Annotated in this window: 12 protein-coding genes and 1 riboswitch; of the genes, 5 read left to right on the plus strand and 7 right to left on the minus strand. The window is 47.4% G+C overall.

The features are described from left to right. The 5 genes from AKJ31_RS18880 to AKJ31_RS18900 all read right to left on the minus strand — a co-directional run bounded on the left by AKJ31_RS18880 (nt 1) and on the right by AKJ31_RS18900 (nt 5,139). Nucleotides 1–324, minus strand: coding sequence for an MSHA biogenesis protein MshK (locus tag AKJ31_RS18880; RefSeq protein ID WP_053410623.1), 324 nt, complete (start codon nt 322–324; stop codon nt 1–3). Next, nucleotides 317–964 carry a type II secretion system protein GspM gene (gene gspM / locus AKJ31_RS18885; RefSeq protein ID WP_053410624.1) on the minus strand — a complete coding sequence of 216 codons (648 nt, stop codon included), beginning with the start codon at nt 962–964 and terminating at the stop codon, nt 317–319. The genes AKJ31_RS18880 and gspM overlap by 8 nt, the downstream gene beginning before the upstream one ends. Beyond that, on the minus strand, nt 964–2,403 hold the full coding sequence (locus AKJ31_RS18890) for a hypothetical protein (protein ID WP_053410625.1): 1,440 nt from the start codon (nt 2,401–2,403) through the stop codon (nt 964–966). The genes gspM and AKJ31_RS18890 overlap by 1 nt, the downstream gene beginning before the upstream one ends. A gap of 7 nt (nt 2,404–2,410) precedes the next feature. Next, a complete protein-coding gene (gene csrD, locus AKJ31_RS18895; RefSeq protein ID WP_053410626.1) occupies nt 2,411–4,417 on the minus strand; it encodes an RNase E specificity factor CsrD in 2,007 nt (668 codons plus the stop codon). Nucleotides 4,418–4,590: 173 nt separating this feature from the next. Beyond that, the gene (locus AKJ31_RS18900; protein WP_053410627.1) at nt 4,591–5,139 is read right to left on the minus strand and encodes a single-stranded DNA-binding protein; all 549 of its coding nucleotides are present in this window, start codon (nt 5,137–5,139) and stop codon (nt 4,591–4,593) included. Nucleotides 5,140–5,417: 278 nt separating this feature from the next. Between AKJ31_RS18900 and AKJ31_RS18905 the strand changes: the two genes are divergently transcribed. From AKJ31_RS18905 to AKJ31_RS18920, 4 genes are all read left to right on the plus strand, one after another. Beyond that, on the plus strand, nt 5,418–6,062 hold the full coding sequence (locus tag AKJ31_RS18905) for a LuxR C-terminal-related transcriptional regulator (protein ID WP_053410628.1): 645 nt from the start codon (nt 5,418–5,420) through the stop codon (nt 6,060–6,062). Between the two features lie 120 nt (nt 6,063–6,182). Continuing rightward, a complete protein-coding gene (gene galU / locus AKJ31_RS18910; protein WP_053410629.1) occupies nt 6,183–7,055 on the plus strand; it encodes a UTP--glucose-1-phosphate uridylyltransferase GalU in 873 nt (290 codons plus the stop codon). A 137-nt stretch (nt 7,056–7,192) separates the two neighbouring features. Beyond that, nucleotides 7,193–10,015, plus strand: coding sequence for an excinuclease ABC subunit UvrA (gene uvrA, locus AKJ31_RS18915; protein ID WP_053410630.1), 2,823 nt, complete (start codon nt 7,193–7,195; stop codon nt 10,013–10,015). 67 nt (nt 10,016–10,082) lie between these two features. Continuing rightward, nucleotides 10,083–11,855, plus strand: coding sequence for a PglL family O-oligosaccharyltransferase (locus AKJ31_RS18920; RefSeq protein ID WP_053410631.1), 1,773 nt, complete (start codon nt 10,083–10,085; stop codon nt 11,853–11,855). Between the two features lie 69 nt (nt 11,856–11,924). On the opposite strand, the gene AKJ31_RS18925 is transcribed toward AKJ31_RS18920, so the two are convergent. Next, nucleotides 11,925–13,046 carry a pyridoxal-phosphate-dependent aminotransferase family protein gene (locus AKJ31_RS18925; RefSeq protein WP_053410632.1) on the minus strand — a complete coding sequence of 374 codons (1,122 nt, stop codon included), beginning with the start codon at nt 13,044–13,046 and terminating at the stop codon, nt 11,925–11,927. A gap of 266 nt (nt 13,047–13,312) precedes the next feature. Continuing rightward, nucleotides 13,313–13,490, plus strand: a riboswitch (Lysine riboswitch). Nucleotides 13,491–13,653: 163 nt separating this feature from the next. Here AKJ31_RS18925 and lysC point away from each other — a divergent pair. Next, nucleotides 13,654–15,006: a lysine-sensitive aspartokinase 3 gene (gene lysC / locus AKJ31_RS18930; RefSeq protein WP_053410633.1), complete on the plus strand. Its 1,353-nt coding sequence runs from the start codon at nt 13,654–13,656 to the stop codon at nt 15,004–15,006. A gap of 76 nt (nt 15,007–15,082) precedes the next feature. Here the strand turns inward: lysC and pmbA are convergent, their stop codons facing one another. After that, nucleotides 15,083–16,426 (minus strand): metalloprotease PmbA, encoded by a 1,344-nt coding sequence (pmbA, locus tag AKJ31_RS18935; protein ID WP_053410634.1) that lies wholly within the window; start codon nt 16,424–16,426, stop codon nt 15,083–15,085. Nucleotides 16,427–16,451: the final 25 nt, after the last annotated feature.

Consider the following 16,451-nt stretch of genomic DNA (forward strand, 5'->3'; position numbering starts at 1 on the left):
TTACTGTTTAATATCGAGAGAGAAGAGTTCTAACGTCCACTGCTTCCCCCCACGGGATAACACGACACTCTCTGGTTTAATGTTTTTTACGCGGTACCCTCGCACACTTTCCCCAGCAACAACGACCTTATCACTGAGGGTTGCTTTACACGCTGATTCGCCGTTACACACAATACTTTGCAACTGGGGAGGTCGAGGTTGAGCCGCCTTCTTCGGCTTGCTCTGCTTGGCATTTTGCCAACCCAATGGTGCCGTCGGGTCTTGAGAAGCAGAAACATACTGCGAGCTTGCTAACAGAGCCGCGATCAAGATAAATCTACCCACCGATAAACTCCTCTCTGCTGCCTAATGTATACACTTCCAACACCAAACGAGCATTCGGGTACTTCTCTACTTGGTAATGGAAATTGCGCCAGTAGTACTTCACTGGTAACGCTTCTAAAGCTTCCAAGTAATTCACAATGTCAAAGTAACGGCCGACCAGTTCGAGTCTTACTGGATGGATGTAATAACCTGAGTATTGTGAATCATCTGAGCTAGGCACAATCGGCTCGGCTTTCTTTGACTCTAACGACACCAAACGCAGCTTATTTGAGCCTGCCAATACGCTTTCCAATAACTTAGCCATTTCGCTTGGTGAGATCAGATTCTCAACAATGTCGGCCAACTGCTGAGACAGCATTTGGCTCTCTGTCACTAAGTTTTTGTATTTTTGATTAATTTCTTGGTCAGGATCTTTATTCAGCTTAGCGGTCATCAATAAAATATCCGCTTCTAAGCGCTGATTGTTAAGCTGAGTCGCATTTATTTGCTGAGTCAGACGCTTATTTTCAAGGTAAGTGGGTTCCACCACCAAGGTAAATACACCAAGTAGCAAAGCTACCGCACCACACAGCGCAATCAGCCACTTTTCTCGAGGTGAGATCAGTTCAAACTTGTCACTCAAAGCTTGCCATTGTTTCATTACTTGGCCTCCTCTTTGGTTTTCAGTTCGAAGGTAATAATGTCATCGTCATTGCGGCCAATTTTGAGCGTCTCGAATGTACGGCCAACTAAGTTTAACTCGTTCTTAAATTGGCTAATCCAGTTTGGAATTGACTGCGGTTCTTTCGCCAATCCCTTCAGGTCTAAGCTATGCGTGTTAATCGAAATCGAGCTTAGCGAGATGTCGTTACGCCCCAGCTTAGCCAGTGAACGCATCACGCCCGAATACCCCATTTGTGGTGCACTATCATGTTCGTTGATCGCGGTGAGCGATTGTCGCTTCGCTTGAATTTCGGCTTCTAAACGAGCCACCGCTGCGACTTTGGCCGGGCTAGGTTTATGCTTCGCCACTCGTTGAGTTAACGTTTCCGCCTGCTGCTTAAATTCGGTTTCTTGCGAGTGAAGTAACGCAAGTCGATCATTAAGCTGAGCATTTTGGTAAGTAAAGATGCCATACATCGCCAATAGAACAGCGGCGATCGCTGTCCAAGCAAACATCACGTTTTTGAGCGAGAAGTACTCTTTCTTCGGCTTCAAACTATCTAGATACAGGTCAACCGTATCGTCGGCCATTTGAGATGCCAATTGAGCCAGTAATACGCCCGACTCTTCACTAGTGTCAGTTAATGGCGACACTTTGACGTTTAAACGTTCACTTAAAGCTTGAGCGACTTCTGCCTGATCATCGTCATCACAACACACTTTCATGTGATGCAAAGGGGTAGACCTCAATTGCGAGGACAAATAGTCAATCGAGCGCTGCAACTCAAGCGCTAAACCATCCAGTTGCAACGCGCTGCTGGCAACACCCGTTAACGGTGACGTCACTCCGCGGATGGTTCTCTGGAAGGTACAGTGGCCATCAACAAACGCACTGACCTTAATCTGGCCTTGTTTGCTGCGTTGGAGGAGTAAGAACCGGTTTAGCTCTCCGGCTGATGTCGCCCATACTTCGTCTTCCACCAGCACACGCTCAAGTGTGATATTGAACTCACTCAATAACTCACGCAGTGAAACGACCAGTTTGCGTGGTGCGACAAATACTTGCAGCTTATTGGCCGACGGCATCGGCGTCGAGTCGGCGACAATATCGCTGACTCGCTCAGAAATGAGGTCTTTGAGAAGAAACGGCAATGCGCTCGCCAGTTCGTTGTCAGGCAAGGACGGTTTGTCGATTTGGTACGTTTGGTAGTGCTTCGCGTCCAGTACCACTTGCACAGCAAGAGAACTGGCACTGACGTTACTTAAGGTGGCTTTTAATGTCTCTTGCCAAGTACGACCGTCAAATTTGACCTGTGGCGGGAGATTCACTTCGCCAGCAGACGAGAAGTACAACGCGTCTGGTTGAACCACCACGGTCAGCAAAGCTTTGCGCTGATTGTTATGTTTAAATTTACCTATTAACGGCTTTATTTTCATTTAGTTATTAGTTCTTTCGCCAACGTTTTCTACGGCCAATCTGTACTTTCATCGGGCCAAATGAACCCGGTGTTTTAGATGGCTGAGGCAATATTTGCTGCTCTGGGCTTAAAAAGCGCCCTTGAAGCCCTTGAACACCGAGTTGTAGAACGGTTTCGTTCTCTTGTTTGTTATCGACACCAACCGCAATAACTTGCGTTGCAAGCCCGTCGCAAGCCCCCAAAAGACTGCGAACAAATAATTGGTTTTCGTGTCGTTGGTCGATTTGTTTAATCAAACTACGGTGAAGCTTGAGATAGCTAATCGGCAGTTCTTTTAAATAATGAGTGCTGACGATGGAACGTCCGGCTTGACCGACAGCAACTTTACATCCTAAGCCAGCAATCATTTTAGCAACTGGGCGCATATAGTCTAAGTGTTTTACTAGTCTTGCTTCCGCAAACTCGAAAATCAGTCTGCGTTTCTGCTCAGTTGATAATTGCAATAGCTCATCTCGGAACCACTTAAAATACTTCCTGTCGGCAAATGGAACCACGTGAAGATTGATAGAATAACATGATGAGTCTTCAGATTCTGTCAGATATCTTCGAATGATCGTAAATACTGCCTTATCCAAGACCATTTCGTAACCCACTGATTCAATGGCTGAATTAAACCTGGAAGCTTTTATCACGCCCTTTTCTGGATCGTTAATACGAGCAAATAACTCATAGTGATCAAGTTGAGTATCTTGGTCATCATCTAAGCGGTAACAAGGCTGCGAAAAAATGTGCAGTTTTTCCGGCTTGAGCACTTGGTCAAATAGGGTGCGCCAACGTACGCTACCGCGCTCCTCTTCAGTCGCAATATGTTTTTTAAAGCGGCTCCAAGTGTTGTTGCCTTGTAGTTGTGCGCTTTTGAGTGCGGTTTCCGCTTCATCGATGATACGACCTTGCCGCTCACCTTCTCGATACATACTGACGCCAATATGTATCCAGTTTTCCTTATCCAACACCAAAGGCGGCGTAATTCGAGTTAACTGCTTAAGGCACTGAGCAGCAATATGCGAAACTTCTTTGCTCGACAAATTCGGCGCGAAGATCGCGAAATCCGATTCGTAGTAACGAGAGAGAATCACATCGGGAAAGCGCTGAATGACGTTACTTAAACCTTCACCGACTTCAACGATAAAGTCATTGGACTCACTTTTTCCGCATTCCTCTTTGAGCAACGTCCAATCGTCGATACGGATCAGCAACACGCCGCCATGCGAGCCGCTTTCTGAAAGCGCCGATTCCAGTTTGCTATCAAACAACACCCGATTGGCAGTACCGGTTAGTTGGTCGAGGAAGGTTTGCGTTCGGATAAAGGTGTCAAAGCGACTGCGCTCTTGTCGCGCATCCTGTAGCTCTTCGATGAGTCTGTCTAGCGCTTCGCTGGCGGTGTAAGGCCACTCTTGTTCGCTACCTTTAGCGTATTCTTCTACTCGTCCAGCGAGGATCATACGCCCACGTTCTTCGAGCAACTCAGAACCGAGTAACTGCTGTTTGAGCCACTTCAACCCTTGCATCAAACAGAAAATGATCAGCATGATCGCTAAGGTAATCGACCACAGAGCCTGCATTGAGTAGCCATAGCCAATATAAGGTGGAACGGCTTTAAAACGAATCAGGTAACCGTCGTTACGTTCTAGTGTGTACTCGGTTTGGTACAGTAATGCAGGGTCAACTTTCGATGAGGTATCTTTGAAGCGATAGATGGTGCCGTAACTCGAGGCGAGTTCCATTTCGACAATATTGGACGCTTGCAGCATCTTGGGCATCCAGTACTGCAACGAATACGCGGCGTCAGGGTCTTCCATTTCTTTATCCACCACAGTAACAATGCCTTGTAGTGAATGGTCAAGGTACTCTTGCCCCAAACGCTTAAACGAGAGCGTGCCACCTAAAAACAGGATAAACATCGCGCTGATGACGATCACCGTAACAAAAGCGACCAGTCTGGTACTAAGTTTTAAGGTAGGGGTGTACCTCATATATGTCGAGTTCCTTTTCGTACACAAAGACGTCTATTCGGATTCCAGTCCATAGATAAAGAATGCACTACAACATCACTCAGCAAATTAATCGGTGCAATGGTGGAATAGTTTGTTGACGTAACTATATAAAAAAGCCGCGAAAATCGCGGCTTTTTTTCAGTAATGGAAGCTTAGAATGGGATATCGTCATCAAAATCCATTGGTGGCTCATTGTACTGAGGCTGCGATTGCTGCGGTTGCGACTGCTGCTGTGGCTGAGAGTAAGACTGCTGAGCCGGTTGGCTTTGCTGCATCGCAGGCTGCTGAGGCTGACCCCAACCTTGTTGCTGCTGACCACCCATACCTTGACCAGGAGCACCGCCTTGAGCGCGGCCACCAAGCATTTGCATCACACCGTTGAAGCCCTGAACAACCACTTCTGTCGTGAAACGGTCTTGACCACTTTGGTCTTGCCACTTACGAGTCTGTAGCTGACCTTCGATGTAAACTTGTGAACCTTTACGTAGGTATTCACCAGCGACCTCTGCTAACTTGCCAAACAAAGCGACACGGTGCCACTCTGTTTTCTCGCGTTGTTCGCCCGTCGCTTTATCACGCCACGTTTCAGACGTCGCGACTGTAATATTTGCTACAGCGCCACCACTCGGCATGTAACGTACTTCCGGATCTGAACCCAGATTACCGACCAAAATAACTTTGTTTACTCCACGGCTAGCCATGTTTCGCTCCGTCTAAAAGTTGTGTGTTTAATAAATAGCGCAATAGCATAACATGGTTTGCGCGTGGGACAAATCTTCTAACGACAATGTCCAACCTTCAATTTGATTAGCCGATAATGCCACCAATTTTACGAGAAAAATCAAACATCATATCGTATGAGTAATAACTCAATTACCACCGGATATGAATCTCAACGCAAGGCGTCAACTCCAACTCGCACTCACAGGTCGATTACGACAATCTAAACTGAGCGATGATTGAAACAGGGACGTCAAACATGAAGAGTAACTACACGAGAACCATCCATTTCTTATGCGAAGATAAATCTCTGCGTCACCCTTTAGTCGAACAGATCGAGCGACAAATGGGGATTGAGATTCCTTATTTGGAACCCGCCGAACTCATGCTGGCGCTCCAACGCAACAAACATCGTATTTTAATGATAGACCACCACAGCTACTCACAATTACATAGCCAAGTCCGTAACCTCCCCCTTGCCAACAAGGTGTTTGAAACCATCATTATCAATGTTGCACGCCGACTGACGACCGATGAAATTCTAAGTTTTGGTCATTTAAAAGGACTGTTCTATGAACAAGACACGATTGAAGATATTGCCAAAGGGTGTTGTGAAATAATCAACGGTGAAAACTGGTTACCAAGAAAAATCATGGCGCAACTGCTGTATCACTACCGCACCGTTGTAGAAAGCCAGTCGACTCCCGCCACGGTGAATCTCACCACAAGAGAAATCCATATTTTGCGCAGTTTGATGACTGGCGCTTCTAACAGCCAAATCGCCGAAGAACAGTTCATTAGCGAGTTCACGGTGAAATCACATTTGTACCAAATCTTCAAGAAGTTATGTGTAAAAAATCGAGTTCAAGCAACCGCTTGGGCGAAACAGCACTTATTGTCTTAAATTTATTACGCCAGTATAAATATTGAACTTTAGGTGGACAGATTCATTACGAATTCATCTAAAGCATGGTATGGTCGGCGCAGTAAAATTATCGATAAAAAAATATAGGGCTTTTACAACATGATTAAGAAGTGTCTTTTCCCCGCAGCTGGCTACGGTACACGTTTCTTACCTGCTACCAAATCAATGCCAAAAGAGATGATGCCAGTGGTCAACAAACCATTGATCGAATACGGCGTTGAAGAAGCGATTCAAGCGGGCATGGACGGCATGTGTATTGTGACGGGTCGTGGCAAACACTCGATCATGGACCACTTCGACAAAAACTACGAACTGGAACACCAAATCAGCGGCACCAATAAAGAAGAACTGTTGGTGGATATTCGCGACATTATCGAAAGTGCTAACTTCACTTACATTCGTCAGCGCGAAATGAAAGGTCTGGGCCATGCGATCCTAACCGGTCGTGAGCTGGTTGGTGACGAACCATTTGCGGTAGTGCTAGCGGACGACTTATGCGTGAATGAACAAGAAGGCGTTCTGGCACAAATGGTGGCTCTATTTAAACAGTTCCGTTGTTCAATCGTTGCGGTACAAGAAGTCCCTGAAGACGAAACGCACAAGTACGGTGTGATCTCTGGCGAGATGATCAAAGACGATATCTTCCGCGTTGATGACATGGTAGAGAAACCAGAAAAAGGGACTGCGCCAAGCAACCTAGCGATCATCGGTCGCTACATCCTGACTCCTGATATCTTTGAGCTGATTGAAAACACCGAGCCGGGCAAAGGCGGTGAGATTCAAATCACTGACGCGCTCTTGAAGCAAGCTAAAGCAGGCTGCGTTCTTGCGTACAAATTTAAAGGTAAACGCTTTGACTGCGGTAGCGTCGAGGGTTACATCGAAGCAACTAACTACTGCTTTGAAAACGTCTACCTAAAAGACAGCAAGACATCAGAACTGGGCAAGCAGGCAACCACTAAAGAAGTGTAATCTGCTGTCTCACCCGATTAGAAAAGGCCGCTCACAAAGCGGCCTTTTTACTTACTGTTTTTTTATCCAGTATTTCTTTGAACATTTCTCACACTATGTAATACTTAGCCCACTTGTTTTTACAGTGAGCGATAATAATGGATAAGATTGAAGTTCGCGGTGCCCGCACACACAACCTCAAAAACATTAACCTGACCATCCCTAGAGATAAACTAATTGTTATCACCGGTTTATCGGGTTCTGGTAAGTCTTCTCTTGCGTTTGATACCTTGTATGCGGAAGGCCAGCGCCGTTATGTTGAATCTTTATCGGCTTACGCTCGCCAATTCTTATCTTTGATGGAAAAGCCAGACGTCGACCATATCGAAGGTCTGTCGCCCGCGATTTCTATCGAGCAAAAATCCACATCTCACAACCCACGTTCTACCGTCGGTACTATCACTGAAGTGTACGATTACTTGCGACTGCTCTACGCTCGCGTCGGTGAACCACGCTGTCCTGAGCACAAAGTTCCTTTGGCAGCGCAAACCATTTCCCAAATGGTAGACAAAGTATTGGAAATGCCGGAAGGGTCGAAAATGATGCTACTGGCTCCAATCGTGAAAGAGCGTAAAGGCGAACACGTAAAAACACTGGAGAACTTAGCCGCACAAGGTTTCATTCGCGCGCGTATCGACGGCGAAACCTGTGACTTATCCGATCCACCGACGTTAGAACTACATAAAAAGCACACCATCGAGGTGGTCGTAGACCGATTCAAAGTACGCAGCGATTTACAACAACGTCTAGCCGAGTCGTTTGAAACCACGCTTGAATTATCAGGCGGGATTGCGGTTGTCGCACCAATGGACGGCGACGGCGACGAAGTTGTCTTCTCGGCGAACTTCGCTTGTCCGCACTGTGGTTATAGCATGCAAGAATTAGAACCTCGCCTGTTCTCATTCAACAACCCTGCGGGCGCATGTCATACGTGTGATGGTCTAGGCGTGCAGCAGTACTTCGACCCGGCGCGAGTGATCGTCGATGAGTCATTAAGTTTGGCGCAAGGCGCGATCCGAGGCTGGGATCAAAAGAACTACTACTACTTCCAAATGCTCACTTCATTGTCTGAGCATTACGGTTTCGACCTGCACGCACCGTTCAAGTCACTACCAAAGAAGATTCGCGATGTGATTCTGACAGGTTCGGGGCGCACCGAAGTTGAGTTTAAATACATCAATGACCGCGGTGACATTCGTGTTAAACGCCATCCGTTTGAAGGTATTCTCAACACTCTAGAAAGACGCTACCGCGACACCGAATCTAACTCGGTACGCGAGGAACTGGCGAAGTATATCTCCACCAAAACCTGTGGCAGCTGTGGTGGCAGTCGCTTGCGTTTGGAAGCGCGTAACGTATTTATCGGCGACACTACGCTGCCAGAAATCGTCGAACTGAGTATCGCCGACGCTTTGGGCTTTTTCGCTTCACTTTCCCTTGAGGGACAACGCGCACAGATCGCTGAGAAAGTGATGAAAGAGATCAACGACCGATTGCAGTTTTTGGTCAACGTCGGTCTTAACTATCTGAATTTATCGCGCAGCGCAGAGACCCTTTCTGGTGGTGAAGCGCAGCGTATTCGTCTCGCCAGCCAAATCGGCGCTGGCTTGGTCGGCGTCATGTATGTGCTTGATGAACCGTCGATTGGTCTTCACCAACGTGACAACGAGCGACTGCTAAAAACACTCACCCACCTGCGCGACTTAGGCAATACCGTCTTGGTTGTTGAGCACGACGAAGACGCAATTCGCATCGCAGACCACGTGATCGATATCGGTCCAGGCGCAGGGGTACACGGCGGTAGTGTCGTAGCGGAGGGGACGATGGAAGAAATCGTCGCCAACCCAAATTCGTTGACGGGACAATACCTGAGCGGCAAGAAAGAAATTTCTGTTCCTGCAGAACGCACACCAATGGACCCGAAAAAAGTGGTCGAGTTGATTGGTGCGTCGGGCAACAACCTTAAAGATGTACACCTAAAACTACCAGTTGGACTATTTAGCTGTATAACGGGTGTATCTGGTTCAGGCAAATCAACGCTGATCAACGATACTTTCTTTAAGATCGCCCATACCCAACTTAACGGGGCGACCACCGCGACACCTTCACCGTACAAAAAGATCAAAGGATTAGAGCACTTCGATAAAGTCATCGATATCGACCAAAGCCCGATTGGACGTACGCCTCGCTCCAACCCAGCAACCTATACCGGGATCTTTACGCCGATCCGTGAGTTGTTTGCGGGTACTCAGGAATCGCGTTCACGCGGTTATAAACCGGGTCGTTTCAGCTTTAACGTACGTGGTGGTCGCTGTGAAGCGTGTCAGGGTGACGGGGTGATCAAAGTTGAAATGCACTTCTTGCCAGATGTGTATGTCCCTTGTGATGTGTGTAAAGGTAAGCGCTACAACCGCGAAACCTTAGAAGTCCGTTATAAAGGAAAAACTATCGACGAAGTGCTGGAAATGACGGTTGAAGACGCACGCCAGTTCTTTGATCCCGTTCCGGTAATCGCGCGCAAACTGCAAACCTTAATGGATGTTGGCTTGTCCTACATTCGTCTCGGTCAAGCGGCAACGACGCTTTCAGGTGGTGAAGCACAACGTGTGAAACTGGCTCGTGAACTGTCGAAACGCGATACCGGTAAAACGCTGTACATCTTAGATGAACCAACCACGGGGCTGCACTTCCACGATATCCAACAACTACTAACTGTACTGCACCGATTACGCGACCACGGTAATACCGTTGTAGTGATCGAGCACAACCTTGATGTGATTAAAACCGCGGACTGGATTGTCGACTTGGGACCGGAAGGCGGTCAAGGCGGCGGGGAGATTATCGCGGAAGGTACACCAGAAGATGTGTCATTGGTCGAAGGTTCGCATACCGCCCGTTTCCTTAAGCCTATGTTAAAATAGCAAATAGTTGTAAAGTATCCAGACCAGTGCGATTTCCCACTGGTCTGTTTTTTAGGATTGTTGAACTATGGCTACCACGCACGTTGCAGGCACCAGACTCGCACTTCAGGCTCCCAAACTGCCCTTAATCAAACCCTTTTTGATTTCACTGGGCGCAGTATTTGTCCTTGCGATGCATTTCTTTATGCCAAACCCGGGCGGCTCTGGGCTAGCGCTATCATTCAACCCGACCACTTGGCTGGTAGTGAGCATTTCCATCGCTATAGGCTTGTATCAGATCGGTACTCACGGCCAGCTACGCTACAACAAACTGACGATAGGCTTTTTCCTCAGTTGCCTTATCATCACCATACCGGTGCTTTATCCTAAATCCGATATCACGCTCACTTTAGGGAAACTTGTAGGTCTGTGGGCGGGTTACTTCCTATTTGTCGTTTTACAGCAGTTCAGATTCAGCAATAAGCAAAAGCAGCGCTTACTTTGGTTTGTCGTTATCGCGGTATTTATTGAAGCTGTGATTGGTTGGCTACAATACCTGTGGCTTGAGCCTGGCAACCCGTTTGGTTACGACACGGTGAAGAATAGACCTTACGGCATCTTCCAACAGCCCAATGTCATGGCGAGTTTCCTAGCCACCGGACTAGCGATCTCGGGTTACTTGTTGACTCGTCAACCGATCAAATACGACTCTAAGATCAGCGACGTCGCCTTGTTGTACCTTGTGCCACTGGTGACCGTACCACTGCTGGTCGTGCTAGCATCGCGCACCGGTTGGCTCAGCGCGGTATTAGTGGTCACGTTTACCCTGCCTTACCTGTTCCGCTTTGCCAGTAAAAAGCGTTTTTGGGGCTGGTTGGCTTCTGTATTGATTGGCTTGGCGCTCGGCTTCGCTCCTTTACTAACGAACAACTCCGCGGACACATTAGCCGAACAGAAAGTACACCTTGACAGCCCAAGACAGTACACCTTCCCACAGGCGCTCGACATGTTGATCGAGAAGCCTTTTACTGGCTACGGCTATGGCAAGTTTGAACCTGAATACATCGTCTATACTGCGCGACAACATCAGCTTAACCCGAATTATCAACCGGGTTTGGCGTCAATGGATCACCCACATAATGAGTTGCTCTATTGGGGGGTAGAAGGTGGCTTACTACCATTACTCGGCATTCTTATCGCGGCAATATTGGTTTTGTACCGTATCTATCAAACCAAGAAAGGCACGCGTCTTGCGCTGTTTGCGTTATTCATCCCTATCGTGCTGCACTCGCAGTTGGAGTACCCTTTTTACCATTCGGCGATTCACTGGATTACGTTTATTGTGCTGCTTTATTGGGTCGACCAACGCGCGAACCGCAACAAGTCGTTCGAGATAAGTTTTATTTCTCAAACCGCTTTGCGGGTGCTGAGTTTAGTTATCCCAATCTTAACCAGCTTTTACATGCTCAGTACGCTACACACCAACTACGTGCTGACACAGTTTGAGCGCTCGAATCCCAAAGATCCTGAGTTGCTCGATCAGGTCAGTAATCCTGTGGTTTGGCAAGACCGCTACAATTGGGATATCTACAGCACTTTCCTTAATATTGGTCTTTATAGTCAGGATGAGCAGTATATTCAGCCCTACATTGACTGGTCGCTAGAAATCATCAAAGACAAGCCTCGTCCGGCCTTTTACAACAACCTGATCTTGGCGTACCAAGGACTTGGTGAAACAGAGAAAGCGGAACAAATCCGCAGCGAAGCGCAGTTCTTATTCCCGAAACAAGACTTCACCCAAGTGCAGTATATCCCGCCAACAACCGATGCATTGAAAGCGGAAAACGAAAAACAGCAGTAGTTTTACGCTTTAGCATTGAACCAAAAAGGCGACTCATGGAGTCGCCTTTTTGGTTGTTTTACTTATCGCTTATTGTGTCAGAGACTCTTCGAGCGCACGCAAACACAACGCTACATTTTCCGGACGCGCCGCGTAACCCATCAAACCGATACGCCAAGCTTTACCAGCCAAGGCGCCTAAACCAGCACCGATTTCTAGATTGTACGTATTCAACAAATGGCTACGTACCTTCGCTTCATCGATACCTTCAGGAACATAAATCGCGTTCAACTGTGGTAAACGAGACTCTTCGTCTACGACAAATTTAAAGCCTAGTTTATCCAGACCCGCTTTCAGTTTGTTGTGCATCTCACGATGACGTTGCCACGCATTTTCCAATCCTTCATTTTTCAGGATCAATAGCGCTTCATGCAATGCGTACAAGCTGTTGACTGGCGCAGTGTGGTGATAACTACGCTTACCTTCACCACTCCAGTATCCGAGTACTAAACTTTGGTCTAAGAACCAACTTTGCACTGGTGTGCTACGCGACTGAATTTTTTCAATCGCAACTGGAGAAAGCGTGACTGGCGATAAACCTGGCACGCAAGAAAGGCATTTCTGGCTACCCGAATAGACAGCGTCAAGTTGCCATTCGTCGACTTTAAGCGGAACGCCCCCAAGAGATGTTACTGCATCGACAATCGTCAAGACGTCGTGTTGCTTGGCCAGTTTACCTAATGCTTCAGCGTCACTGCACGCACCAGTTGAGGTCTCTGCGTGAACAAACGCCAAGAGCTTCGCATCTGGATTATCTTTAAGCGCCTGCTCTACTTTATCGACAGAAACAGGTTTACCCCATTCGTCATCGACCAAAACAGCAATGCCACCAGCACGTACCACGTTTTCACGCATACGCTCGCCAAATACACCGTTACGGCAGACGATAACTTTTTCGCCTGGCTCAATCAGGTTAACAAAACAGGTTTCCATACCCGCACTCCCAGGTGCAGATACCGCAATGGTAAACTCGTTTTCGGTTTGGAACGCGTACTTTAGCAGTTGCTTTAATTCATCCATCATCTGGATAAACAGCGGGTCTAGGTGACCGACAGTTGGGCGACTTAAAGCTTGTAGAACTTGAGGGGAAATATCCGAAGGTCCAGGCCCCATAAGAATACGATGAGGGGGGATGAAACTTTGAATCGTCATTGGCTTCTCCTTGAAATGTAGGCTGTCTTTTCTTGTAGTTATATCGATTTCATATCCCACCTTAATCGAAATATCCAAAAGCGGCAATTATTCCTAGGTATAGGGCGAGAACTGGGTGTCATTAGTTTGTTATTTAAAAATGTAATTCGGTTACAAATTATCGTTGACAAGCGAAGTATAAAAACGTTCAATGCAAGCAGGTGGTGAATTTTTATGCCACTCAGACCAGCTTTACGGGATAGATATCCAGAGTTGGTTGAAATGCTTTTTGCAGAAGAGGAGCACTACCCAGGTAGGTAAATTGTGGAGCCGCAACTCCAAGACAATTTACTAAGGGGGAGTAGTGCCGAGGTAGGTCAAGATTGTGGTTTTGATCTGTCGGTTGACTTGGGTTGAATCCCATCAACTGTCATCAGCGCTGACTGATGATGAGCTTCTGAGGTATACCTTACAAATATAAACCTCGCTATACGCTCATTTTCTCTTCAAATACAAATTTGTATTACCGCAAAACATCGGATGTTGGATTCAACCAGTTAATAAATATCGTCATATTTGAATTGGTATTCCTAACTAGTCATTTTCAGGAAGTCGTGGGAGAAATGCCGTGAGCAATTTTAATGTTGCTAAATTTGGTGGAACGAGTGTCGCTAACTTTGAAGCAATGAGCCGCTGTGCAGCGATCATTGAATCAAATCCAAACACAAAACTTGTCGTGAGCAGCGCGTGTTCAGGTGTCACCAACCTGTTAGTCGAGTTGGCTAATGGTGTTCAGGATCAAGAACATCGCAGTGAAATTTTAAAACAACTCGCCGAGATCCATGACTCGATTTTAAATCAACTCAACGATCCAACTCAGACCGCGAGTGATGTCTACAGTATTCTTGATACCGTCACTAGCTTAGCGGAAGCGGCCTCCATTCAAGCGAGTAATAAACTGACCGACCACCTTGTGGCTTGTGGTGAGTTAATGTCGACGTTCATCCTCACTCAATTGATGAAAGAGCGTGGCATCAATGCGGTTCGTTTTGATATCCGCGATGTACTGCGTACCGACAACAATTTTGGTAAGGGCGAACCTGAAGTAGAAACCATCGCGCAACTGGCGCAACAATCGTTGGTACCTTTGTGTCACGATTACGTTGTGGTGACTCAAGGCTTTATCGGCTCAGACGAAGAAGGCAACACCACCACTCTTGGCCGAGGCGGCAGTGATTACAGTGCGGCGCTCATCGCGGAAGCGGTAAAAGCGGCAGGCCTAGAGATCTGGACCGACGTACCGGGTATCTACACTACAGACCCACGTATCGCAGCGAAAGCATCGCCTATTCCAGAAATCAGCTTCAGTGAAGCGTCAGAAATGGCAAACTTCGGTGCCAAGATTCTCCACCCGTCGACGCTGGTCCCTGCACTACGCCACGATATTCCCGTATTTGTCGGCTCATCGAAAGAGCCAGAGAAAGGCGGCACTTGGATACGCCACAAAGTCGAAAGTTCACCGCTGTTCCGCGCGTTAGCGCTACGTTGCAACCAAACCATGGTGACTCTACGCAGTGCGAAAATGTTCCACGCTTACGGCTTCTTGGCCAAAGTGTTTGAGATACTAGCTAAACACAAAGTCTCGGTTGATTTGATCACCACGTCGGAAATCAGTGTCTCGTTAACCCTAGACCAAACTGATACCTCGGGCGGCGCACCGCAACTCCCTGAAGCGGCACGCCTTGAGTTAGAAGAGCTTTGTACAGTGGAAGTTGAGCATAACTTGTGTTTGGTAGCACTAATCGGTAACAACATGAGTGAGAGCAAAGGTTACGCTAAGCAAGTGTTTGGCACTTTGGAAGACTTTAACCTGCGTATGATCTGTTATGGCGCGAGCCCACACAACTTGTGTTTCCTCGTGCATGAATCAGTATCGAAACTGGCGATTCAGAAACTGCATACTGAACTATTTGAAGGCTAATCTCGGCCTCAAAACAAAAAAGGTTGGCACTTAGCCAACCTTTTCTTTTATCGATACTTAACCAGTATTGTGACTGTTATTCACCCGCCACTTTCATCGATTCAAGTAGAATCGAACCAGTCTGAATTTGTGAGCGAGTTTCTACGTCGTTGCCAACCGCTACAATCTGCTTAAACATTTCTTTGAGATTGCTGGCAATGGTAATTTCAGACACTGGGAATTGGATCTGACCATTTTCAACCCAGAAACCCGCAGCGCCGCGAGAGTAATCACCCGTGACGATATTCACGCCCTGTCCCATCACTTCCGTCACCAACAGACCGGTGCCAAGGTCTTTCAGCATCTGCTCAAAGTCTTGCCCTGTCGATTGGATATACCAGTTATGGATACCACCAGCGTGACCTGTAGGAGTCATGTCCATTTTACGCGCCGCGTAACTGGTTAACAGATAGGTCGCCAATACGCCGTCAGTAATGATTTCACGGTCTTGGGTAAATACGCCTTCGCTATCGAACGGGCTTGATGCCAAACCACGTAACACGTGTGGACGTTCGGAGATATTGAACCATTGTGGCAGGACTTGCTCACCGAGCTGATCGAGCAAAAACGACGATTTACGGTAAAGGTTACCGCCACTGATCGCCATCACAAGGTGGCCAATCAGACCTGTCGCCACGTCGGCGGCAAACATCACAGGGTATTTGCCCGTACTCAGTTTTCGCGCATCAAGACGGCTAACCGTTTTTTCTGCCGCTTTTAAGCCTACTGTTTCAGGTGTCCACAAATCATCTTTATGGCGTGCGACGGTATAGCTGTAGTCGCGTTCCATTTCGCCGTTAGCCCCTTGCCCAATCACGCAACAACTGGTGCTGTGTCGGCTCGACGCATAACTAGCTAATAAACCATGACTGTTACCATAGACTTTGATGCCGTAGTGACTATCGTAACTGGCGCCATCGCTCTGTTTGATCTTGTCGCTGAAAGAGAGAGCTTTCTGTTCAGCAGCAATCGCAATCTGCGCAGCGTGGTCAGGATCCGGTGTGTCTGGGTGGAAAAGGTCCAAGTCAGGAATCTCTTTAACCATTAGTTCTTTAGGCGCAGGACCTGCAAACGGATCTTCTGAGGTGTACTGGGCGATATCCAATGCCGCTAACACGGTTTGTTGAATCGCTTTCTCACTCAAGTCAGACGTAGACGCGCTGCCTTTACGCTGGCCACGATAGACGGTAATGCCTAGCGCACCATCGCTGTTAAATTCCACGTTTTCGACTTCGCACATACGAGTTGAAACACTTAGTCCGGTGGTTTTCGAGATCGCGACTTCTGCACCATCGGATTTCTCTGCGGCCATTTCAAGCGCTTTGGCTACGGCGGCTTCTAACTCAACACGCTGTTGAGCAACTTGCTGTCTTACGTCCATATCTAACTTGTTCTATGAGGTCTTT

It is taken from the genome of Vibrio hepatarius (assembly GCF_001274785.1).
Taxonomy (GTDB): Bacteria; Pseudomonadota; Gammaproteobacteria; order Enterobacterales; family Vibrionaceae; genus Vibrio; species Vibrio hepatarius.

Excerpts from the sequence above, each read along its gene's own strand:
- AKJ31_RS18920 (WP_053410631.1), top strand. The coding sequence starts at position 10,083 with ATGGCTACCACGCACGTTGCAGGCACCAGACTCGCACTTCAGGCTCCC.
- galU (WP_053410629.1), top strand. The coding sequence starts at position 6,183 with ATGATTAAGAAGTGTCTTTTCCCCGCAGCTGGCTACGGTACACGTTTC.
- gspM (WP_053410624.1), bottom strand. The coding sequence starts at position 964 with ATGAAACAATGGCAAGCTTTGAGTGACAAGTTTGAACTGATCTCACCT.
- AKJ31_RS18905 (WP_053410628.1), top strand. The coding sequence starts at position 5,418 with ATGAAGAGTAACTACACGAGAACCATCCATTTCTTATGCGAAGATAAA.
- AKJ31_RS18900 (WP_053410627.1), bottom strand. The coding sequence starts at position 5,139 with ATGGCTAGCCGTGGAGTAAACAAAGTTATTTTGGTCGGTAATCTGGGT.
- uvrA (WP_053410630.1), top strand. The coding sequence starts at position 7,193 with ATGGATAAGATTGAAGTTCGCGGTGCCCGCACACACAACCTCAAAAAC.
- AKJ31_RS18925 (WP_053410632.1), bottom strand. The coding sequence starts at position 13,046 with ATGACGATTCAAAGTTTCATCCCCCCTCATCGTATTCTTATGGGGCCT.
- AKJ31_RS18890 (WP_053410625.1), bottom strand. The coding sequence starts at position 2,403 with ATGAAAATAAAGCCGTTAATAGGTAAATTTAAACATAACAATCAGCGC.
- csrD (WP_053410626.1), bottom strand. The coding sequence starts at position 4,417 with ATGAGGTACACCCCTACCTTAAAACTTAGTACCAGACTGGTCGCTTTT.
- pmbA (WP_053410634.1), bottom strand. The coding sequence starts at position 16,426 with ATGGACGTAAGACAGCAAGTTGCTCAACAGCGTGTTGAGTTAGAAGCC.